Raw genomic sequence first — 20,523 nt, 5'->3', positions numbered from 1 at the left:
GTAATACAGATTCAACCCATGCCCCGATTCCTCACCGCCCTCCCCCTGACCTCCAAGCTGCTGGCTGCCGGCCTGACGGTGGCCGCCTTGCTGCCGGCCGTGGCGCAGGCCGATGCCACGCTCGACAAGATCAAGCAGCGTGGCAAGGTCAGCATCGGCGTGCTGGTGAATGGCAGCGCCTTTGGCTCGATCGACCCGTCCAACCAGCAGCTGGTGGGCTGGAACCCTGAGCTGGCCCGCGCCCTGGCAAAAGGCCTGGGGGTGGAGGTGGACCTGGTGCAGGTGCAGACAGCCACCCGGGTGCAGTTTCTGATCTCGGGCAAGGTGGATCTGCTGATCGCCTCGATGGAACTCAACCCCGAGCGGGCCGAGACCCTGGGCTATGCGCCCACCCCCTTCTACCGGGTGGGGGGCACCGCCGCCGTGCTCAAGAGCAGCGGCATCCGCCAATGGGAAGACCTGCGTGGCAAGACCGTGTGCGTCTCGCAGGGCAGCAGCTTTGCCAAGCCGCTGGCCAACGACTATGGCGCCACGGTGCAAGGCTACAAGGGCGCTTCTGAATCGCTGCTGGCCCTCAAGGGCGGCTCCTGCGTGGCCGCCGTGCACGACGCCACGCTGATCCACCCGCTGCTGCGCGGCAACGCCGAATGGGCCAACTATGCCGCCCCCATCGCCACCGAACTGCTGGCGGCCAATTCGGTGGTCTGGACCCGCAAGGGCGAGGCCGACACCATCGCCGCCGTCGACAAGGTGGTGCGCGACTGGCACCGCAGCGGCTGGCTGATCGAGACCGAAAAGCGCCTGGGCATCACGCCGCCCAACCCCTTGCTGCCCGAACTGCAGGCCAAGTTCAAGGCCGCCCCATGAGCCGGGCTTTGCGCAGCAACACACTGGCCCTGCTGGCCGTCATCGGCTCGGTCTGGGCCGGGGCCATGGCGCCGGCCTGGGCCGACGCCACACTCGACAAGATCAAGCAACGCGGCAAGCTCAGCGTCGGCATCGACGGCGTGGGCCCGCCCTTTGGCTACCTGGACACCCAGACCGGCAAGATCGAAGGCTTCCAGACCGAACTGGCCCGCGATCTGGCCCGCCGCCTGGGCGTGGAGCTGGAGACCGTGCCCGTGGTGGCTTCCACCCGGGTGCAGTTTCTGCAAGCTGGCAAGGTCGACCTGCTGATCGCCAACATCCAGTGGACGCAGGAGCGCGACGAGATCCTGAGCTTTGCGCCCACCCCGTACAACCTGGTGGGCGGTGCCGCCGTGGTGCCGCGCAACAGCCCCATCAAACGCTGGGAAGACCTGCGCGGCAAGGTGGCCTGTGTCTCGCAGGGCAGCAACTTCGCCAAGCCGCTCAAAGACACCTACGGCGCCATCGTCAAGGGGCTGCGCGGCATTCCCGAGTCGCTGCTGGCCTTGGAGGGCGGCACCTGCGATGCCTCGGTGCACATCCAACCAGCGCTGTACGACACGCTCAACGGCGAGAGCGCTGCGGCCTGGAAGGACTACCGCCTGGCCCCCCCCGACCAGTTGATCCCCTCCCCCACGGTGGTCTGGGCACGTCGCGGCGAGACCGACACCGTGGCCTGGGTGGACCAGGCCATCCAGGATTGGCACCGCAGCGGCAGCGCGCTGGCCCGCCGCTTTGGTGTGCCCGACGACTACCTGCGCAGCGCCAACCAGAAGGCCCAGCGCAAGCAGTTTGACCACGCGCCGTTCTGAGGCACTGCCTGGAACGGCCCACTGACCTCCCGCCATGAGCCAGCCCCCCACCTCCACCACCGCCCCGACCGCCATCGCCCTGTCTCGCCGCGTGCAACGCGTGAAGCTGTCGCCCGTGGCGGCGGCCAGCGCCCGCGCCGCGGCCCTGGCCGCCCAGGGCCGCGACATCATCACCCTGACCTCGGGCGAGCCCGACTTCGACACGCCCGGCTTCATCCAGCAGGCGGCCGTGGCCGCCATGCAGCGGGGCGAAACCCGCTACACGCCCACGCCGGGCACACAGCGCCTGCGCCAGGCCATCAGCCGCAAGTACCAGCGCGAAAACGGGCTGGACATCCCGGCCGCCCGGATCACGGTGGCCAACGGCGCCAAGCAGGTGATCTACAACGCCCTGGCTGCCACACTCGACGAGGGCGATGAGGTGATCCTGCCCGCCCCGTACTGGCCCTCGTTCCCGGACATGGTGCTGGTCAATGACGGCGTGCCGGTGGTCGTGCCCTGTGATGAATCCACCGGTTTCAAGCTCAGCCCCCAGGCCTTGCAACAGGCCATCACGGCACGCACGCGCTGGCTGATCCTGAACTCGCCGGGCAACCCCAGCGGCGCGGTGTATGACGCGGCCGAGCTGGCGGCATTGGCCGAAGTGCTGCGCCGCCACCCCCAGGTGGCCGTGTTGTGGGACGAGGTGTACGAACACATCTGGTTCGGCCCCCAGGCCCCGGCCCACTGGCTGCAGGTGGCCCCTGACCTGGCCGGCCGCACGCTGCTGGTCAACGGCGCCTCCAAAACCTATGCCATGACGGGCTGGCGCATCGGCTGGGGCGCCGGCCCGCTGGCCCTGATCCAGGCCATGACGGTGATCCAGTCGCAGGCCGCCTCGGGTGCCAACGCGGTGGCCCAGGCTGCCGTGGCCGACGCACTGGACCACCCCGACCAAAGTTTTGTGAGCCAGGCCCGCCTGGCCTATGAGCGCCGTGCCGCCCTGGTCAGCACCGGCCTGAACGCCATCCCGGGCCTGAGCGCGCTGGCGCCGGCCGGTGCCTTTTTCATCTACGTCAATGTGGCGGCCCTGATCGGCCGCCAACGGCCTGACGGCGCACCGATCAACAGCGACACCGATCTGGTCGATTGGCTGCTCGAATCGGAAGGCGTGGCCGTGGTCGATGGCAGCGCCTACGGGCGCTCGCCCTACCTGCGCCTGTCGTTTGCGGCCAGCGACGCGCAATTGCAGGAAGCCCTGCGGCGCATCGAACGGGCGCTGGGCCGACTAGAAGAAACGCAAGAACCGCAACGCCCCGCCCACCCCGAACACACCACCGCGGCAGATGCGGCCCTGGAGAACGCCTGATGGCAGATTCATCCTGGCTGCAAGAAGCCGTGCAGGCCACCCGCGCCCTGGGGCTGAACTACGCCTTCGTGCTCGATGCCGGTGAGCGCCAGGCCTTTGCACGCGGCCTGTGGGTGACCCTGCAGCTGTGCGCCGTGACCCTGCCCTTGAGCCTGCTGGCCGGGGTGGGGCTGGCCAGCGGCCTGAACTCACCGCGCGCCTGGCTGCGCCGGCCCACCCGGGTGTTTGTGGAGCTGACCCGCAACACGCCCACGCTGGTGCAGCTGTACTGCGCGTTTCTGGTGCTGAACCTGCTGATCAACCAGCAGTTGCAGGGCCGCGCCAGCAACCCCCTGACGCCTTTTGCCTGGGTGGTGATCGTGGTGGCGCTGCACAAGGCGGCCTTCCACGCCGAGGCATTGCGCGCCGGCCTGCAGGCCGTGCCTGCGGTCACGCTGGAGGCCGCACGCTCGCTGGGCCTGTCGAGCCGGCAGTTGCTGCTGCAGGTGGAGCTGCCCCTGGCCTTGCGCTTTGCCCTGCCCTCCCTGGTCAACAACCTGGTGGACGCGGTGAAGATGACGGCCGTGGCCTCGGCCATCGCGGTGGGCGACGTGACCTACGAATCGATCATGATCTGGACGCAGCGCGACAACGTGCTGGAGTTGCTGCTGCTGATCCTGCTGTACTTCGGCCTGCTGACCTGGGGCGTGAGCCGCGCTGGCCGCTGGCTGGAAAACCGATTGAGGATGCCCGGCTATGGCACATGACACCCACCACCCTGCCAGCGGGCATGACGCGCCGCTGTGGCCCTGGCTGACGGCAGCCGTGGCCGCCTTGCTGGGCCTGGCCGCCTGGACCCAGCTCAGTGCCAGCCCACCGGTGGCCTTGCAGCAACTGGCCAAGTGGCTGCCCACGCTGCTGCTGGGCCTGGGGGCCAACATCGGCATCAGCGTGCTGGCCATGGCCCTGGGCACGGTGGCCGGATTGCTGATCGGCGCCCTGTCCCTGTCCACGCTGGCGCCGGTGCGGGGGGGCACACGCCTTTATGTGCAGGTGTTCCGCAATGCCCCGGTGCTGGTGCTGGTGTACTTCAGCACCTATGTGTTTCCGTTCGAGCTGCAGCTGCACCACTGGCGCCTGCCCTTTCCGGACTGGATCAAGGTGGTGCTGGGTCTGGCCCTGCCGGCCAGCGCCAACGTGGCGGAGATCTTTCGCGGCGCCGTGCAGTCCATCCCCAGCGCCCAGTGGGAGGCGGCCCAGTCGCTGGCCCTGAGCCGGCGCGACATCTTCCGGCTGGTGGTGCTGCCGCAATGCGTGCGGCGCATGCTGCCGCCGTGGATGAACCTCTACGCCAGCATCACCATGGCCACCTCGCTGGCCTCGCTGGTGGGCGTGCACGACGTGGTGGACGCGGCCCAGATCGCCAGCAACACCGTGTCGCGCACCGATTTCACGGTGCTGATCTACGCCAGCCTGCTCTTGCTGTTCTTTGCCTATTGCTACCCCATTGCTCGCGCCACCCAGGCGCTGGAAGCCCGCCATGCCCGCCACTGACGCCCCCAAGAACCCGCCCCGGACGCCAGCACCGACACCCCTGGTCAGCCTGCGCGACATCCACCTCTCGTTTGGCGCCAACGAAGTGCTCAAGGGCATCAGCCTGGATGTGCTGCCGGGCCAGGTGGTGTCCATCATCGGCCCCTCGGGCTCGGGCAAGTCCAGCCTGCTGCGCTGCATCACCGGACTGCTGCGCCCGCAGCTGGGCACCATCACGGTGGGTGCTACGCGGGTGGACCGGCTGCGCCACGAGGCCGAGCTGATCGCGCTGCGCCGCCGCGTGGGCTTTGTGTTCCAGCAGTACAACCTGTTTCCGCACCTCAGCGTGCTGGACAACCTGGTGCTGGGCCCCGTGCGCGTGAACGGCCGCCCGCGCGACGAGGCCGAACACCAGGCGCGCGAGTTGCTGCAGCGCGTGGGCCTGGCCCATAAAGAGAACGCCTACCCCGGTGAGCTGTCGGGCGGCCAGCAACAACGCGTGGCGATTGCCCGCGCCCTGGCCATGCAGCCCGAATTGATCCTGTTTGACGAGGTGACCTCGGCCCTGGACCCTGAAACCGTGGGCGAGGTGCTGACCGTGATCCGTGAGCTGGCCGAAGACGGCATGACCTGCGTGCTGGTCACGCATGAGATGCGCTTTGCCGCCGAGGTGAGCGACGAGGTGGTGTTCACCGAGGCCGGCCTGATCGTGGAACAAGGCCCGGCCGCCCGCCTGTTCGGCAACCCGCAGCAGGAACGCACCCGGGCCTTTCTGCGCCGCGCCCTGGGCGCCTCGCTGGGGGCCCAGAGCTACGCCCCCGACAACAAGGTGGTGGCCCTGCCCATCGACCGCTTCCGCTTCGCGATCTGAAGCCTGCCCATTCTCCAGACGCCCTTCTTTCTTCCCCTCTCAAGGAGCCCCTCATGTCCGACACCCTCAGCCCCCTCGAAGCCCGCCGCCGCAGCGCCGTGGACGCCACCTTGGCCGACGTGCGCCAGATCCTGGGCGGCCAGCCGCCCAGCCGCGACACGCTGAAAGCCATCATTGCCCGCCTGGAGCAACTGGCCGCCGACAAGGCCTTGTTCAGCCGGGCCGACTTTCCGCCGCCCGCCGTGTCGGCCGGGGTGGAAGCCTCGACCCGCTACCGCCTCAACCCCGCCGACGGCGATGCCGGCCTGGCGCTGTACCTGAACTCGATCAACCCGGGCAAGACCACCCTGCCGCACGACCACACCACCTGGGCCGTGATCGTGGCCGTGGAAGGCCAGGAGGTGAATCGCATCTACCGCCGCACCGATGACCGCAGCCAGCCCGGCCGCGGCCAGTTGGAGCTGGTGCGCGAGCTGACCGTGCAACCTGGCACGCCCACGGGCTTTCTGGGCGAAGACATCCACAGCATCTACGTGACCGGCACCGAGCCCACGCTGCACTTTCACCTGTACGGCCGCCCACTGGAAACCCTGAGCGGGCGCGTGGGCTACCAGGCCGACGGCACCATCGTGAACTACAACGCCACCCAGTTCCACCCGAGCAAGGACGTGGCATGAGCGAGCCGGTGAGCCACCCCGCACAAGATGCGCGTGACGCCACCCGGCTGCTGCACACCGGCACCCCCACCCTGCAAGGCGGTGCCGGGCCGGTGAACATCCCGGTGGTGCGCACCAGCACCGTGCGCTTCGAGAACACCGCCGCCTACGCCGACCTGCACCACCGCCGTGTGGCCGGTGAGCGCGTGGCCTCGTACGGCCGCCACGGCCTGGACACGCACCAGGCCCTGGAAGAGGCCGTGACCGATCTGGAGCGCGGCCACCGGGCGTTTCTCGCGCCCTCGGGCCTGTCGGCCATCACCCTGGTGCTGCTGTCGCTGCTCTCGCCGGGCGACCACGCCCTGGTGTCGGACAGCGTCTACTCGCCCGTGCGGCGGGTGGATCAGACCCTGCTGCAGCGCCTGGGCATCCGGCTCGAATACTTCTCACCCCAGGCGGACGACCTGGCCGAGCGCATCACGCCGCACACCAAGCTGGTGTATCTGGAATCGCCCAGCTCGCTGCTGTATGAGCTGCTGGACCTGCCACGCCTGGCCGCGATCGCCCACGCGCGCGGGGTGCCCGTGGCGGTGGACAACACCTGGAGCGGCGGCTGGTTCCACAAGCCCTTGACGCTGGGCGCCAACCTCTCCATCCAGGCCGCCACCAAGTACATTGCAGGCCACTCGGACGTGATGCAGGGCATTGTGGTGGTCGACAGCCCCGAGCTGGCCCGCCGCCTGGCCACCACCCACGAGGCCCTGGGCCTGACCGTGGGTGCCGACGACGCCTATCTGGCCCTGCGCGGCCTGCGCACGCTGGGCGTGCGCCTGGCCCAGCACCAGCGCCACGCCACCGAGGTGGCGCAATGGCTGCAAGGGCAAAGCCAGGTGGCCCGGGTGTTCTACCCCGCGCTGCCCGATGACCCGGGCCATGCACTGTGGCGGCGTGACTTCAGCGGCGCCAGCGGCCTGGTGTCCTTTGCCTTCGCCCAGGCCAGCGAGGCCCAGGCCAACGCCTTTGTCGATGCCCTGCGCTACTTCGGCATCGGCGCCTCCTGGGGAGGCTACGAAAGCCTGGCCCTGCGCGCCGCCCCCGAGCGCCTGCAGGAGCACAGCCTGTGGCAGGCCAGCGGCCTGGCCGGCCGCCCCGTGGTGCGCCTGCACATCGGTCTGGAAGACCCGGCCGATCTGATCGCCGACCTGGCCCAGGCGTTTGCCAGGGTGGCTTGAGCCATCGGGGCCGCCTGAGTTTTTCAGCAGCCCCAAGTCACCGCGTTTTTTGCATAAGCACAGCCGAAAACGTTCGTGGCTCCGGCAGGGGGTTTGGCCAATGATCGCGGGTCTGATCCCGCATCCCCAACACACGCCACACCCGCTCACTGCCCATGAAACGACGCACCCTGCTCTCGAACGGCGCCGCCCTGCTGGCGCTGCCCGCGCTGTCCCAAGCCGCCGCCCCGCTCAAGGAACTGCGCCTGGACTACGCCTACTACTCGCCCTCCAGCCTGGTGCTCAAGCGCTTTGGCTGGCTTGAAGAAGACCTGGGCAAGAGCGGCACCCAGGTGAAATGGGTGTTCAGCGCCGGCAGCAACCGGGCGCTGGAGTACCTGAACGCCAGCAGCCTGGACATCGGCTCGTCGGCCGGCCTGGCAGCCCTGTTGTCGCGGGCCAATGGCAACCCGATCAAGGCGCCCTACATCTTTTCGCGCCCCGAGTGGACGGCCCTGGCCGTGCGCGCCGACTCGCCCATCCAGTCGCTGAAAGACCTCAAGGGCAAGAAGGTGGCCGCTACCAAGGGCACCGATCCCTTCCTGTTCCTGCTGCGCGCCCTGCCCACCGTGGGCCTGAAGCGCTCCGACGTGGAGATCGTGGCCTTGCAGCATGCCGACGGCAAGGCCGCTCTGGAGCAAGGCCGGGTCGACGCCTGGGCCGGGCTGGACCCGCTGCTGGCCGCCAGCGAGCTGGAACAGGGTTCGCGCCTGATCTACCGCAACGTGGCCTTCAACACCTACGGCTTTTTGAACGTGCGCGAAGAGTTCCTGACCCAGCAGCCGGACACGGTGCGCCGGGTGATCACGCAGTACGAACGCGCCCGCAAATGGATTCTCGCCAACACCACCGAGGCCGCCCGCATCGTGTCGGAAGAGGCCAAGGTGAGCCTGCAAGTGGCCCTGCTGCAGCTCAAGCTGCGCACTGACCTGAGCAACCCCCAACCCTCGCAGGAGCACATTGCCGCGCTGCAAGGCGCGGCCCCGATCCTGTTGTCCGAAGGCCTGGTCAAGCCCGGCACGGCCTTGGCCCAGGTGGTGACCGACCTGGTCGACACCCGCTTCGCCCAATCGGTGATCAAGGCCGGTTGAGGCCCCGTCACACCCACAGAAAGGCTACCCCATGGCCGTCCCATCCACCGAAATCGACGTCTTGCAGGCCGAATCTGAAGCACTGGACGCCCTGGTGGGCCACCCACCGCGGCGGCGCTGGAACCCGGCCCTGCTGGTGTGTGCCGACCTGCCGCCGGTGGCCAGCGTGGGCGAGCTGACGCGTGACGCCACGCAGGCCCCCACCGAGCCCCCGACAGCGAGTGCAGGCCCCCACTGGAACTGGCAGGGCCTGGCCCTGCCGGTGGCCTTGTTGCTGGCCTGGGAGTTGTCGGTGCGCGCCGGCTGGGTCGCCGCCCGCCTGCTGCCGCCGCCCAGCGAGATCGCCCAGACGCTGATCGAGCTGGGCCCGCAAGGCCTGCTGGGCCACATTGCGACCAGCACGGCCCGGGTGCTGGCGGGCTATGGCCTGGGGGCCGCCCTGGGCATCGCGGCGGGCGCGCTGGTGGGCCTGTCGCAGCGCAGTGCCGCCTGGTTGAACCCGAGTTTTCAGGCGCTGCGCGCCATCCCCTCGCTGGCCTGGGTGCCCTTGCTGCTGCTGTGGCTGGGCATCGACGAAGCGCCCAAGCTGGCGCTGATCGCCATCGGGGCCTTCTTCCCGGTCTACATGGGGGTGTCCTCGGGCTTTCGCGATGTGGACCGCAAGCTGATCGAGGTGGCCCGCCTGTACCGCCTGAGCGCCACCGCCCTGGTGGGCCGGGTGCTGCTGCCGGCGGCCCTGCCGGCGGTCCTGACCGGCCTGCGCAACGGCCTGAGCCTGGCCTGGATGTTCATGGTGGCCGCCGAGCTGATTGCCGCCACCCGTGGCCTGGGCTACCTGCTGACCGACGGCCGAGAAACCGGCCGCGCCGACCTGGTGCTGGCCGCCATCCTCCTGCTGGCCTTGCTGGGCAAACTCAGCGACAGCGCCGTGCAATGGGCCGAGTCCCGCCTGCTGGCCTGGCGCGACACCTTAGACACCCTGGCCCCCCAGAACAGTCGACCGGAGGCCTCATGAGCCGCCTGCACCCCCTCCAGGCCGAAACGGCCTCAGCCCCCCGGCCCGCAGCCCCGGCCGCCACCCCCGAGCGCCCCTTGCTCGATGTGCACGTGCGCCGCAAGTCGTTTGGCCAGCGCACCGTGCTCAACAACTTCAGGCTGCGCCTGCAGCCCGGCGAGGTGGTCAGCCTGATCGGCAGCAGTGGCTGCGGCAAGAGCACCTTGCTGCGCATCATCGCGGGACTGGACCCGGACTACGAAGGCAGTGTGCGCGTGAACGGGCTGGACCGATGGGGCACCACACGCGACATCGGCTTTGTGTTTCAAGAGCCACGCCTGTTCCCCTGGCTCAACGTGGCCGACAACATCGCCTTCGACCCGGAACGCCCCAGCGACTACCGCCAGCGCGTCGAGACGCTGCTGCAGGAGGTCGGCCTGCAAGGCCTTGGGCAGCGCCTGCCCAAACAGTTGTCGGGCGGCCAGGCCCAGCGCGTGGCGATTGCACGCGGCCTGTTCACGCATCCCCTGGTGCTGCTGCTCGACGAGCCCTTCTCGGCCGTGGATGCACTCACTCGCCTCAAGCTGCAGGAACTTCTGTCCAGCATCGTGCGCGAGCACGGTGTGGCGGTTGTGTTGGTAACCCACGACGTGGAAGAAGCGGCCTTGCTCAGCGACCGTGTGCTGGTGCTGGACAACCAGGCCGGCGGCACCCCGAAGGAGCTGTCCATCAGCCTGCCCCGCCCACGCGATCGCGCCGACGCCGCCCTGGCCGCCTTGCGCCATGAGTTGCTGCTGGGCCTGGAGGCGGCACACGCGATCTGAGGGCGCGGACCCGCCTTTGGCCCGCAGGCGCGTGGGGCGCATATGGTTATCGGGAATCGGTCGTTGGGGTCAGAGCGGGCCAGCATGACACTGGGTGCTCCACCTCTGCACAAGCTCGTCCATGTCTTCGAAAAAGTCCTTGTTGCCCACGCTGCTGGCAATTGCGCTGGCGGCATCTGCACTGGCAACCATCGTCTTCACAAACTACCACAGGCCCGCGCCGATAGAGTTGCTCAATGTGTCCTACGACCCGACCCGCGAGCTCTACAAGGAAATCAATCAGGCCTTTTCTGCAGACTACCGACAGCGCACAGGTGGGGTGGTACATGTCACACAATCGCACGGGGGCTCGTCCCGACAGGCCCGTCTGGCGGCCATGGGCGAGATCCAGCCGGATGTGGTGACGCTGGGTCTGCCCTCGGATGTGGACGCCCTGCGCAAACGAGGTCTGGTGTCCGAGCAATGGAATACCCAGACGCCGAACCAGGGCCGGGCCTACTCTTCGACCATCGTGTTTGTGGTGCGCCAGGGCAACCCGCAGCAGATCCAGGACTGGCCCGATCTGGTCAAGCCCGGCATCGAGGTGATCGTGCCAGACCCCAAGACCTCGGGCAACGGCAAGCTGGCCGCCCTGGCGGCCTGGGGTTCGGTGGTGCTGCGCGGCGGCAGCGACGCCGACGCGCAGCGCTACCTGAAAGCGCTGTACCAGCATGCCCCCTTCCTGGTACCGGCTGCACGCGCCGCGGGCACCGCCTTCTCGCAAGAGAAGCTCGGGGATGTGCACGTGGCCTGGGAGAACGAGGCACTGCGCGAAGTCGCCGAATCCAAGGGCGAACTCCTGCTGATCTACCCGCCCATCAGCATTCTGGCTGAACCGGCTGTGGCCACGGTGGAGGCGAACACGGCCAGGAATGGCCACACCGACGTAGCCCGCGCCTACCTGGACTACCTGTTCAGTGACACTGCCCAGGAGATCATCGCGCGTCAGGGCTACCGCCCCTACAAACCCGAGGTGCTCGCCCGTCACGCGAAGACATTGCCGCCGCTCAAGCTCTTCGACATCCGGGCTATCGCCGCCAATTGGGAAGAAGCCCAGAACCGGTTCTTTGGCGACAACGGGATCATCGACCTGGTCTACACCCCAAAGCCACGCCCCGCGGCCTCGTGACACCCAGCCCCAGCATCTCCTGGAAAGATCGACATGACTGAAGCAACGCTTGCCACACCGACCCATGCAGCCGTCAACCTGGGTTCGTTCTGGCGTCAGCGCCCCTCTTGGCTGAACCTGCGCGCCGATTTTCTGGCCGGCCTGACGGTGGCGGCCATCTCACTGCCCCAGAGCATCGCCTATGCGCTGATAGCAGGGGTAGACCCCACCTTCGGGCTGTATGCCGCCATCGTCTTCACGGCGGTGGCAGGGCTGCTGGGCTCATCCAATCATCTGGTCAACGGCCCGACCGGGGCGGTGTCGCTGGTGGTGTTCAGTGCGCTGGCCTTCATCGACCCCAGTGCCACCTACGAGCTCTATGAAGCCTTGTTTTTTCTGGCCGTGCTGATCGGCGTGGTGCAGATCCTGATCGCGGCACTGCGCCTGGGCAACCTGACGCGCTACATTTCGGAATCTGTGGTGACCGGCTTCATCGTCGGAGCCGCCGTGCTCACCATCATCGGGCAGGTGGCCAGCGCGCTCGGCGTGAAATCGCAGGGCACAGGCCATCAGCATGTGCTTTACCGCCTGTGGCTGACCCTGTCCCAGGAGGCCCCGATCAACCCCAAGGCGGTGGCCATCAGCCTGGGCGCCATCGTACTCGCCATCGTATCCCGCCGCCTGGTCAAGCGCTACCAGCTGCCCCAGCTCGACATGCTGCTAGTGTTGCTGCTGGTGTCGGGCGCCGCCTGGGCATTTGGCTGGTCGGCCCACGGACCGGGAATCAAGCCTGCAGTATCCCTGATCGAGTCTGTCCCAGCCCGCCTGCCGGGCTTCCATATCCCCGAGATCCGCTGGCATTGGTTCATCGATCTTTCGGGCAGCGCAGTCGCCATCGCGGTTCTGGGCCTGCTGGAAGCCCTGGCGATTGCCAAGGCGATTGCGCACAAATCGGGGCAAGAGCTGGACTACAACCGCCAGATCATGGCCGAAGGCATCGGCAATCTGGTCGGCGGCTTCTTCAGAGCCATGCCGGGGGCGGGCTCCCTGTCGCGAACCGCCATCAACTACCAAGCGGGTGCCGTGTCCAGGTTCGCGGGCGTGTTTGCAGCCCTGGTGGTGGCCGTCGTGGTGGTGGCGCTGGGCCCGTTGACGGCCTATATCCCGAAAGCAGCCCTGGCGGGCCTGTTGATCGTGGCCGCCTCGCGCCTCATCGACGTGGACCGACTGCGCTACGTGATCAAGGGCTCGCGCTACGACGCGCTGCTGTTGTTGGCAACAGCGCTGGCCGGTGTGTTCGTCAACATCGAGTTCGCCATCCTGATCGGGGTACTGGTCTCCGTGGCCGGCTATGTGCCCCGTGCCTCCAGACTCCGGAGCAGAGAATTGATCGTGTCCCCGGAACGCGTAGTGCGCGAACGCCTGAGTCAGGATGACGAGCCAGGCAGCGATGTGCTGATCATCGATATTGAAGGCGAGCTGTTCTTCGGTGCGGCCCCCGAACTGGAGGAGGTGCTCTACCAAGCTGCCCGGACGGCCCGTGCCCGGGGTACACAGCACCTGGTGCTGCGCCTGAAACGGGCCCGCAACCCCGACATCGTGGCCATCGAGGTGCTGGAACATTTCCTGAAAGACGCTCGGGCCCAGGGGCTGACGGTGTTGCTGGCCGGCGTGGGCCCTGAACTGCATCGTCTGCTCAAGCGCATAGGCGCCGATCGTTATGTTCCCGAAGAGTTGGTGTTCCCGGAGGAAGACGAGGAGTTCTCGGCCTCCTTGAAAGCCATCCGCAAGGCGCGTTCGCTGCAACCCACTTCAGCCACGAGGAACACCGCCGAGGGGGCCTACTACCTCGTATGAACAGGGGGCGCCGGCCGGCAATCGACTGACCAGAGGCAGCACAGTGCAGCCGGCTTATAGCATCACCTGCCCTGACAACGCCGCCATGCATCAGAGCAGCCACCATGCCCCAAAGGATCACCCTGCCCGACTATGTCGCCGCCATCGGCACCTCACCCCTGGCCCGTTTCAGTGATCTGAAGCCTTGGGAACTGACGGCCGCTGCAAGCCCCATCGTCGGGCAATTGCTTGCGGAGCTGCCCACTGACGACTACCTCATCCAAGGGCAGATCGCCATCCACCGCAGCGCCACGGTCGAGGCGGGCGCCACTCTCAAAGGCCCACTGATCGTGGGGGCGGGCAGTTGGGTGGCAGCAGGGGCCTATCTGCGTGGCGGCAACTGGGTGGACCAAGGCTGTTGCATCGGCCCGGGGGCCGAGCTGAAGTCATCTTTTGTATTTGCCAACACCCATCTAGCGCACTTCAATTTCGTGGGCGACTCGGTGCTCGGATCCGGGGTGAACCTGGAGGCCGGCAGCATCATCTGCAACCACCGCAACGAAAGGCCCGGGCACGAGCTGCGGGTGCGGCTGGGCACGACCTTGCACTTGCTGAGCCAGAGCAAGTTCGGCGCCCTGGTGGGCGACGGCGCCCAAATCGGTGCCAACGCGGTGCTGGCGCCTGGCACATTGCTCTTGCCGGGCGCGGTGGTTCAGCGCGGGGCCTTGTGCGACCAGGAGTTCGATCATTGCTGAGCGCTTGCTCAGCCTTCCAAGGCCAGCCGCACGCGCCCCAGCACCTCGGCAAAGCGATCCGGCCGCTGGGCCAGCCAGTCGTGCAGGCGATGGCCGGCACCCTCCAGGCGGATCAGCTCGACGCTTTGGGCCTCGCGGGCCCGGTGGAGGTACTGCTGCTGCACCGCCTCGGGGATCACGTCCTCCTGCGTGCCAAACACCAGCAGCAGCCGGCCGGTGAATCGTTCCAGCGCCTCGAAGGCGGGCGAGGCCTCGAACGACGCCGTGGCGCGCAGGGTGCTCTGAAAGGCCGGCCCAAAGGGCAGGTGCTGGGCCGCCGGCGCATAGGCGGCGGGGCAGAACAGCACAAGCGCCCGGGGTGCCAAGGCGTCGATCAGCGTGCAGGCCACATGGCCGCCCATGCTGCTGCCCAGCAGCGCCAGCGGGGGCTGCAGGCCCAGGTAGCTGGCCACCGCCAGCGCCTGTTCAGCGCGGTGGGCCAGGCTGGAGCCGATGAGCTGACCACCGCTTTCGCCGTGGCCGGCAAAGTCGAACGCCGCGCTGGTGTGGCCGTGGGCGGCCAGGGCCGTCAGCAAGGGCCGAAAGCCCTGGCGCGACGACTGGCCGCCGCCATGCAGGGCCAGGAGGTGGGGCGGTTCGGCAAGCGGGCTGCCATGGTGCACGGTGCCGCGCAACACGGTGTCGCGCAGCGTCAGCTCGAAAGGGGTGGTGTCAGGCACGCCTGGGGTCTCCGTCGATGGGGGGCCGGGCGGGCCCGGCAGGCGCCGACTCTAACCCACCCAGCCCACCTGGGGCCATGGGCCCCGGCGCTCTCAAGCGGGGGTCCATTCGAACGGCGCACCGTGCGTGGCGGCCAGGGGCAAGGCGTGGGTCGATGTCGCCGGGTGGCCTGCCCCCAGGCGCAGGCTGGCCCCGAGCACACCCTCTCCCCGGGTGTCCAGCAGGTGTTGCAGGCTGCGGGCTGGCGCCGTGTCGGCATCGGCCACCGGGGCCAGCAACACCAGGCGTTGAGTGCCCAACGACAGCACCGCCTGTTCTATGCCCAGGCCGCTGAGCACCGTGGGGCCCAGCAGCGGCTCGGCAGCCCCCAGCAGCGCCAGGTAGTGCGCCAGGCTGGCGGCGAGGTCACGCACCACCAGGGTCAGCGCCGCCACGCCCTGCACGGCGTTGGCATGCACGCGCACCTCGCCTTCACGCACGCGCAGGGCGCGCGGGGTCACGTCGCCACACAAAAAGGGCAGGTCGGGGGTGGGCGGTATGCCCAGTTGCCACACCAGGCGCTCGCCGTCGGGGCGCAGGCGGCCACCCTCGATGGGGCCCTGGTAGTTCAGGCCCTGGGCCTGGGCGCGTTGAACCACCTGGCCCACATCGTGGGGCAGCAAGGCAAAGTCGACAAAGCCTTCGTAGCCACTTTGCTGGTGCCGGCCCCAGCGGTGCGAGGCCGCGGGCTTCAGGAAGGCGATCAATTCGAGGTAGCTGCCATCGGCAAAACCGATCAGGGCATTGTGGGTGTTGCCGTCGGCATGGGTGCCACCGTCCTGCACCGTGAAGCCCAGGGCGGTGTACTGGGCAACCGCTGCTGCAAGGTCTTTGACGTGGATGACCAGGTGGTCCAGCGACAAGGGCGATGAGGTGCTCATGCTGCAGCCTCCAAAGACGCCGAGGCGCTGCGCGTGTGCTTCACCACACCACGCACCTGCTGAGGCTGGCGCAGCAGGTTCAGGATAGGGCAGCTGCGCTCCACCGCTTCAAACAAAGCGTCGATCTCTTCCGTGCTGGCCGGCGAGCTCAGGTGCACGGTGTAGGCCAGATCATGGGGCCAGACCGGAATGTGTTCATGGCCGGGCTTGCCGGCACGTGGATCGATCTGCCCGCTGATCTCGACCTCCAGGCTGTCGATCGGCACCTCGCGATCGGCCGCCTGGATCAGGAAGATGTGGGTCACGCACGAACCCAGCACACCCAGCTGCAATTCGGGCGAACTGGGCCCGAGGTCGTAGCCCGCAAAGTTATAAGGGCTGTCACTGATGATCTGGTGATCACGGATGCGGATGCGGCGCACCCCGCTGCGCCCTTCGGCGCTGACCTTGGCGGCCAGCCGGGCGGGCTGGCTTTCGCCTTGCGCCGTCTGCGCGTGGCGGGCGCGCACGGCGGTGCGTTTTTCGGCCAGGTAGTCATTGAGAGTGGTCATGAACAGGTCTTTCGGGTGGAAAGCCAGGCCCGCTGATCAGGGGCATGGCAGCACCGGATCTTCAAGGCCCTGACGCGTCTTGAAACGAAGACTTCCGCATCAGCTTAGAAGCAGACCGAGGCTTCAGCAGCCGAACCACCTGGGTGACAAGCACCGATGAGCCCCACGGTGGCCAGGTGTCTCAGATCGCCCGCAGCCCCCCACACACCGGGGCATTCCACAGGGTGATGACGCGGCGCTGCGGGTAGCCCTGCTCAAAGCCCAGCACGCTGAGGGATGTGGGGCCCAGCGTGAAGTGCTGGCCCTGGGTCACCGGCAGGCCGATCCAGCGTGCGGCCAACACGCGCCCGAACTGGCCGTGCGAGAACAGGATCACCGGCCCGCTGAGGTCTTGCAGCTGGGCAATGAGCCGATCGGCCCGGGCCGCCACCTCGGCCGGGGTTTCGCCCCCGGGGCAACCGTCGGCCCACACGCTCCAGCCCGGGTGCAGCACCTGGATGCCGGCGGTGCGCAAGCCCTCGTAGTCGCCGTAGTCCCACTCGGCCAGCAGGGGCTCGTTCTGTACCACGGCGCCGAGGCCGGCCAGTTCGCAGGTGGCCCGGGCGCGGCGCCGCGGGCTGCTGAGCACCCGGGAGAAGGCGATGTCGCGCAGCGGCGCCGCCAGTTCGCGGGCCATGGCCTCACCGGTGGGCGTGAGCGGCAGATCGGTGCTGCCGGTGTGCTGGCCCGACAGGCTCCAGGCGGTTTCGCCGTGCCGCACGAAGAAGATCTTCAAGGCGCCCGTCATGGGTTTTCCAGTTCGGCGGTGTAGCGCCCGCGCAGCGCCGCCACATTGCAGCGCACCCGGTGCATCAGGGCCGCCCGGGCGGCGCCTTGCTGGCTGGCCTGGCCGGCCCAGATCTCGAGCGCCGGGTGTTGCAGGGCCCGGGCAAACGAAAATGACACGGCCCAAGGCAGGCTGGCATCGGGCACCGCATGCAGGGCATTGAGCCGGCTGCTGGCCTGCGGGCCGCTTTGCCCGCCCGACAGCAACACAATGCCCGGCACGGCGGCCGGCACCGCCCGGCGCAGGCACTGCAGCGTGGCCCGGGCCACCTCAGCGGCGCTGTCCTGCTGCGGCCCGTCCTGCCCGCTGATCACCATGTTGGGTTTGAGGATCAGCAACTCCAGGGCCACCCCTTGCCGCTGCAACTGGCTGAACACGCTGCCCAGCAGTGCCTCGGTCACCTGCTGGCAGCGTGCCAGGGAGTGCGGGCCCGCCATCAGCACCTCGGGCTCGACGATGGGCACCAAACCGGCCGCCTGGCACAGGCCGGCATAACGCGCCAGGGCGTGGGCATTGGCCTCGATACAGGCCAGGCTGGGCCGGGCCAGGTCATCGACACTGCAGACGCCGCGCCATTTTGCAAAACGCGCACCCAGCGCCCGGTAGGCCTGCAGCCGCGGGGCCAAGCCGTCCAGCCCCTCGGTGACCTTCTCACCCGCATGGCCGGGCAGCTCTTGCGTGCCCAGATCCACCTTGATGCCGATCAGCACGCCGGCGTCCTGCGCCAGCTGCGCCGTGCTGACCATGGCCCGCCCGTTGTCCAGCGACTGGCGCAGGGTCTCGTCGTGCAGGATCACGCCGCCGATGCCCTCGCCCAGTTGCGGCGTGCCCAGCAACAGCGCCCGGTAGGCCTGGCGCATCTCGGGCGTGGGGGCGATGCCGGCCGCCACCAGGCGCTGGTTGCAGGTGCCCACGCTCTCGTCCATGGCCAGCAGGCCCTTGCCCGGCACCAGCAGGGCGCGCAAGGTGTCGATCATGGGGTCCGCCCCGCGCTGGTGGCGGGCCAGCGCCAATCGCGGATCTCGGGCAGATCCTGGCCGTGCTGGTCGATGTAGCGCTTGTGCGCCAGCAGCCGCTCCTGGGTCCATTGGCGCAGGGGCTCGGCGCGGGGGCCCAGCTGGGGCAGGCACTCCAGCGCGTGCTGAATCAGGTGAAAGCGGTCCAGGCGGTTTTGCACCCGCATGTCGAAGGCGGTGGTGATGGTGCCCTCCTCCTGGTAGCCATGCACCTGCAGCTGCCGGTTGGCGCGCCGGTGGGTCAGGCGGTGCACCAGGCCGGGGTAGCCATGAAAGCCGAAGATCACCGGCTTGTCGCGGGTGAACAAGGCGTCGAAGTCGGTATCGCTCAGGCCCTCGGCATGGTCGATGGGCGATTGCAGTCGGCCCAGGTCCACCACGTTCACCACGCGCAGGTGCAGCTCGGGCAGGTGCTCGCGCAGCAAGGCGGTGGCGGCCAGGATTTCCAGCGTGGGGGTGTCACCGCAGCAGGCCATCACCAGGTCGGGCCCGGCCGGGCCTTCGTTGCCGGCCCAGGCCCAGGCACCCAGGCCCTGGGCGCAGTGCGCTGCGGCCGCCTCGATGCCCAGCCACTGCGGCAGGGCGTGCTTGCCCGCCACCAGCACGTTGACCAGGCCCTGGCTGCGCAGGCAGTGGTCGGCCACCGCCAGCAGGCAGTTGGCATCGGGCGGCAGGTAGACGCGCACCAGCTCGGGCTTCTTGCTCAGCACATGATCGATGAAGCCAGGGTCCTGGTGGGTGTAGCCATTGTGGTCCTGCTGCCAGACGTGCGAGGCCAGCAGGTAGTTCAGCGAGGCGATGGGCCGCCGCCAGGGCAGCTCACGGCTCACCTTGAGCCATTTGGCGTGCTGGCTGAACATCGAATCGACGATGCGCACAAAGGCCTCGTAGCTGTTGAACAGTCCGTGGCGCCCGGTGAGCAGGTAGCCCTCGAGCCAGCCCTGGCACTGGTGCTCGCTCAGCATCGAATCGAGCACCAGGCCGTCGGGCTGCAGAAACTCGTCGTTGCGCAGGGTTTCGGCGTCCCACTGGCGGTTGGTCACCTCGAACACGGCGCCCAGCAGGTTGGACACGGTCTCATCGGGCCCGAACAGCCTGAAGTTGCGCTGCGCGCGGTTGAGCCGCATCACGTCGCGCAGGTACAGGCCCAGCACCTGCGTGTCCTGGGCCTGCAGCGCGCCGGGCACGGTGACCGGCCGCGCGTGCTCCCGGAAATCAGGCAGCAGCAGCGGGCGCAACAGCAGCCCGCCATTGGCATGGGGGTTGCTGCCCATGCGTTGCAGGCCCGTGGGCGCCAGCTCGGCCAGTTCAGGCAGCAGCGTGCCCTGTTCGTCGAACAGCTCTTGCGGCCGGTAGCTTTGCATCCAGGCCTCAAGCAAGGCCAGGTGCTGCGGGAATTCGGGGCTGACCACCAACGGCACCTGGTGCGAGCGGAATGTGTTCTCGATCTGCAGACCGTCCACCGTGGCCGGACCGGTCCAGCCCTTGGGCGAGCGCAGCACGATCAGGGGCCAGGGTGGCCGCTCACCGCCTTCGTGCTGGCGCGCCTGACGCTGGATCTGCTGGATCTGCGCCACCGCCAGGTCCAGTGCCACGGCCATGCGCTGGTGCATGGCCATCGGCTCATCGCCCTCGACAAAGATCGGCGCCCAGCCGCAGCCCTGAAAGAACTGCGCCAGGGCTTCATGCCCGATGCGCGCCAGCAGCGTGGGGTTGCTGATCTTGAACCCATTGAGGTGCAGGATGGGCAGCACGGCACCGTCATGCACCGGGTCGAGCAGCTTGTTCGAATGCCAGGCCGTGGCCAGCGGGCCGGTCTCGGCCTCACCGTCGCCGACCACGCAAGCCGCGATCAGCTCGGGGTTGTCGAACACCGCGCCAAAGGCATGGCTGAGCGAATAGCCCAGCTCGCCGCCTTCGTGGATCGATCCCGGCGTGGTGGGCGCCACGTGGCTGGAGATGCCCCCTGGGAAGGAAAACTGCTTGAACAGCCTCTGCAGGCCGGCCAGGTTCTGCGTCACCTCGGGGTAGACCTCGCTCCAGCTGCCTTCGAGGTAGACCTGCGCCACCAGGGCCGCCCCGCCGTGCCCAGGGCCGGCGATGTAGAGCATGTTGAGCCCGTGCTGGCAGATCACGCGGTTCAGGTGCACGTAGATGAAGTTCTGCCCCGGCACCGTGCCCCAGTGCCCCACCACCAGGGGCTTGATGTGCGCCAGGGTCAGCGGCTGGCGCAGCAAGGGGTTGTCGTACAGATAGAGCTGGCCCACGGCCAGGTAGTTGGAGGCCCGCCAGTACGCATCCATGCGCTGCAGCAGATCGGGAGACAGGGTGTCGGGGGTCATGGGTGGGGCTTCCGGTATTCGAGGGCCTGAGAGCGCTCCAAGTTAGCCGCGGCCCCCGGGGCGGTCTGTGCGCTGCGCCACCCGGCCCGGTGTGCCAGGCCACAGACACAGGGTGGGCCAAGCCT

20 protein-coding genes are annotated in these 20,523 nt (G+C 68.3%); 14 read left to right on the top strand and 6 right to left on the bottom strand.

Annotated elements, in window-relative coordinates:
* Positions 1–18 precede the first annotated feature (18 nt).
* From L880_RS0102445 to L880_RS0102380, 14 genes are all read left to right on the top strand, one after another.
* Positions 19–867, top strand: a complete 849-nt coding sequence (locus tag L880_RS0102445; RefSeq protein WP_019577323.1) for a transporter substrate-binding domain-containing protein — start codon at positions 19–21, stop codon at positions 865–867.
* On the top strand, positions 864–1,718 hold the full coding sequence (locus L880_RS0102440) for a transporter substrate-binding domain-containing protein (RefSeq protein WP_027474307.1): 855 nt from the start codon (positions 864–866) through the stop codon (positions 1,716–1,718). Before L880_RS0102445 ends, L880_RS0102440 begins: the two co-directional genes overlap by 4 nt.
* A 34-nt stretch (positions 1,719–1,752) precedes the next feature.
* Positions 1,753–3,066, top strand: a complete 1,314-nt coding sequence (locus tag L880_RS0102435) for an aminotransferase class I/II-fold pyridoxal phosphate-dependent enzyme (protein WP_019577325.1) — start codon at positions 1,753–1,755, stop codon at positions 3,064–3,066.
* Entirely contained in the window at positions 3,066–3,812 is a 747-nt protein-coding gene (locus L880_RS0102430; protein ID WP_019577326.1) for an amino acid ABC transporter permease, read from the top strand. Before L880_RS0102435 ends, L880_RS0102430 begins: the two co-directional genes overlap by 1 nt.
* Positions 3,802–4,599 carry an amino acid ABC transporter permease gene (locus tag L880_RS0102425; RefSeq protein WP_027474306.1) on the top strand — a complete coding sequence of 266 codons (798 nt, stop codon included), beginning with the start codon at positions 3,802–3,804 and terminating at the stop codon, positions 4,597–4,599. The genes L880_RS0102430 and L880_RS0102425 overlap by 11 nt, the downstream gene beginning before the upstream one ends.
* Positions 4,586–5,449, top strand: a complete 864-nt coding sequence (locus tag L880_RS0102420) for an amino acid ABC transporter ATP-binding protein (protein WP_027474305.1) — start codon at positions 4,586–4,588, stop codon at positions 5,447–5,449. The genes L880_RS0102425 and L880_RS0102420 overlap by 14 nt, the downstream gene beginning before the upstream one ends.
* 53 nt (positions 5,450–5,502) lie before the next feature.
* Positions 5,503–6,126 carry a cysteine dioxygenase family protein gene (locus L880_RS0102415; RefSeq protein ID WP_027474304.1) on the top strand — a complete coding sequence of 208 codons (624 nt, stop codon included), beginning with the start codon at positions 5,503–5,505 and terminating at the stop codon, positions 6,124–6,126.
* Positions 6,123–7,337: a cystathionine beta-lyase gene (gene metC, locus L880_RS0102410; RefSeq protein ID WP_051442973.1), complete on the top strand. Its 1,215-nt coding sequence runs from the start codon at positions 6,123–6,125 to the stop codon at positions 7,335–7,337. Before L880_RS0102415 ends, metC begins: the two co-directional genes overlap by 4 nt.
* Positions 7,338–7,492: 155 nt before the next feature.
* Positions 7,493–8,467 (top strand): aliphatic sulfonate ABC transporter substrate-binding protein, encoded by a 975-nt coding sequence (locus L880_RS0102405; RefSeq protein WP_027474302.1) that lies wholly within the window; start codon positions 7,493–7,495, stop codon positions 8,465–8,467.
* 31 nt (positions 8,468–8,498) lie between these two features.
* Complete coding sequence (locus L880_RS31390) at positions 8,499–9,482, top strand: ABC transporter permease (RefSeq protein WP_019577332.1); 984 nt, start codon at positions 8,499–8,501, stop codon at positions 9,480–9,482.
* Positions 9,479–10,285: an ABC transporter ATP-binding protein gene (locus L880_RS0102395; protein WP_084460927.1), complete on the top strand. Its 807-nt coding sequence runs from the start codon at positions 9,479–9,481 to the stop codon at positions 10,283–10,285. The genes L880_RS31390 and L880_RS0102395 overlap by 4 nt, the downstream gene beginning before the upstream one ends.
* Before the next feature lie 121 nt (positions 10,286–10,406).
* Positions 10,407–11,453 carry a sulfate ABC transporter substrate-binding protein gene (locus L880_RS0102390; RefSeq protein WP_043328115.1) on the top strand — a complete coding sequence of 349 codons (1,047 nt, stop codon included), beginning with the start codon at positions 10,407–10,409 and terminating at the stop codon, positions 11,451–11,453.
* A 33-nt stretch (positions 11,454–11,486) separates the two neighbouring features.
* A complete protein-coding gene (locus tag L880_RS31385; RefSeq protein WP_084460925.1) occupies positions 11,487–13,289 on the top strand; it encodes a SulP family inorganic anion transporter in 1,803 nt (600 codons plus the stop codon).
* A 104-nt stretch (positions 13,290–13,393) separates the two neighbouring features.
* Positions 13,394–14,023, top strand: coding sequence for an LbetaH domain-containing protein (locus tag L880_RS0102380; protein WP_027474299.1), 630 nt, complete (start codon positions 13,394–13,396; stop codon positions 14,021–14,023).
* A gap of 8 nt (positions 14,024–14,031) precedes the next feature.
* Here L880_RS0102380 and L880_RS0102375 read toward each other — a convergent pair whose 3' ends face one another.
* The 6 genes from L880_RS0102375 to L880_RS0102350 all read right to left on the bottom strand — a co-directional run bounded on the left by L880_RS0102375 (position 14,032) and on the right by L880_RS0102350 (position 20,398).
* On the bottom strand, positions 14,032–14,742 hold the full coding sequence (locus L880_RS0102375) for an alpha/beta fold hydrolase (protein ID WP_051442972.1): 711 nt from the start codon (positions 14,740–14,742) through the stop codon (positions 14,032–14,034).
* Positions 14,743–14,835: 93 nt separating this feature from the next.
* Complete coding sequence (locus L880_RS0102370; RefSeq protein WP_027474297.1) at positions 14,836–15,663, bottom strand: VOC family protein; 828 nt, start codon at positions 15,661–15,663, stop codon at positions 14,836–14,838.
* Positions 15,660–16,214: an OsmC family protein gene (locus L880_RS0102365; protein WP_019572533.1), complete on the bottom strand. Its 555-nt coding sequence runs from the start codon at positions 16,212–16,214 to the stop codon at positions 15,660–15,662. The genes L880_RS0102370 and L880_RS0102365 overlap by 4 nt, the downstream gene beginning before the upstream one ends.
* Positions 16,215–16,395: 181 nt before the next feature.
* A complete protein-coding gene (locus tag L880_RS0102360; protein WP_027474296.1) occupies positions 16,396–17,001 on the bottom strand; it encodes a histidine phosphatase family protein in 606 nt (201 codons plus the stop codon).
* A complete protein-coding gene (locus L880_RS0102355; RefSeq protein WP_043328301.1) occupies positions 16,998–18,017 on the bottom strand; it encodes a class I fructose-bisphosphate aldolase in 1,020 nt (339 codons plus the stop codon). The genes L880_RS0102360 and L880_RS0102355 overlap by 4 nt, the downstream gene beginning before the upstream one ends.
* Positions 18,014–20,398: a phosphoketolase family protein gene (locus L880_RS0102350; protein ID WP_027474294.1), complete on the bottom strand. Its 2,385-nt coding sequence runs from the start codon at positions 20,396–20,398 to the stop codon at positions 18,014–18,016. The genes L880_RS0102355 and L880_RS0102350 overlap by 4 nt, the downstream gene beginning before the upstream one ends.
* Positions 20,399–20,523 lie beyond the last annotated feature (125 nt).

Origin of the sequence: Curvibacter gracilis ATCC BAA-807 (genome assembly GCF_000518645.1) — a bacterium.
Lineage (GTDB): Bacteria > Pseudomonadota > Gammaproteobacteria > Burkholderiales > Burkholderiaceae_C > Curvibacter > Curvibacter gracilis.
This window is presented reverse-complemented; position numbering and strand designations above follow the sequence as displayed.

Coding starts and splice junctions, on each gene's coding strand:
- L880_RS0102445 (WP_019577323.1), top strand. CDS start 19: ATGCCCCGATTCCTCACCGCCCTCCCCCTGACCTCCAAGCTGCTGGCT.
- L880_RS0102440 (WP_027474307.1), top strand. CDS start 864: ATGAGCCGGGCTTTGCGCAGCAACACACTGGCCCTGCTGGCCGTCATC.
- L880_RS0102435 (WP_019577325.1), top strand. CDS start 1,753: ATGAGCCAGCCCCCCACCTCCACCACCGCCCCGACCGCCATCGCCCTG.
- L880_RS0102430 (WP_019577326.1), top strand. CDS start 3,066: ATGGCAGATTCATCCTGGCTGCAAGAAGCCGTGCAGGCCACCCGCGCC.
- L880_RS0102425 (WP_027474306.1), top strand. CDS start 3,802: ATGGCACATGACACCCACCACCCTGCCAGCGGGCATGACGCGCCGCTG.
- L880_RS0102420 (WP_027474305.1), top strand. CDS start 4,586: ATGCCCGCCACTGACGCCCCCAAGAACCCGCCCCGGACGCCAGCACCG.
- L880_RS0102415 (WP_027474304.1), top strand. CDS start 5,503: ATGTCCGACACCCTCAGCCCCCTCGAAGCCCGCCGCCGCAGCGCCGTG.
- metC (WP_051442973.1), top strand. CDS start 6,123: ATGAGCGAGCCGGTGAGCCACCCCGCACAAGATGCGCGTGACGCCACC.
- L880_RS0102405 (WP_027474302.1), top strand. CDS start 7,493: ATGAAACGACGCACCCTGCTCTCGAACGGCGCCGCCCTGCTGGCGCTG.
- L880_RS31390 (WP_019577332.1), top strand. CDS start 8,499: ATGGCCGTCCCATCCACCGAAATCGACGTCTTGCAGGCCGAATCTGAA.
- L880_RS0102395 (WP_084460927.1), top strand. CDS start 9,479: ATGAGCCGCCTGCACCCCCTCCAGGCCGAAACGGCCTCAGCCCCCCGG.
- L880_RS0102390 (WP_043328115.1), top strand. CDS start 10,407: ATGTCTTCGAAAAAGTCCTTGTTGCCCACGCTGCTGGCAATTGCGCTG.
- L880_RS31385 (WP_084460925.1), top strand. CDS start 11,487: ATGACTGAAGCAACGCTTGCCACACCGACCCATGCAGCCGTCAACCTG.
- L880_RS0102380 (WP_027474299.1), top strand. CDS start 13,394: ATGCCCCAAAGGATCACCCTGCCCGACTATGTCGCCGCCATCGGCACC.
- L880_RS0102370 (WP_027474297.1), bottom strand. CDS start 15,663: ATGAGCACCTCATCGCCCTTGTCGCTGGACCACCTGGTCATCCACGTC.
- L880_RS0102365 (WP_019572533.1), bottom strand. CDS start 16,214: ATGACCACTCTCAATGACTACCTGGCCGAAAAACGCACCGCCGTGCGC.
- L880_RS0102360 (WP_027474296.1), bottom strand. CDS start 17,001: ATGACGGGCGCCTTGAAGATCTTCTTCGTGCGGCACGGCGAAACCGCC.
- L880_RS0102355 (WP_043328301.1), bottom strand. CDS start 18,017: ATGATCGACACCTTGCGCGCCCTGCTGGTGCCGGGCAAGGGCCTGCTG.
- L880_RS0102350 (WP_027474294.1), bottom strand. CDS start 20,398: ATGACCCCCGACACCCTGTCTCCCGATCTGCTGCAGCGCATGGATGCG.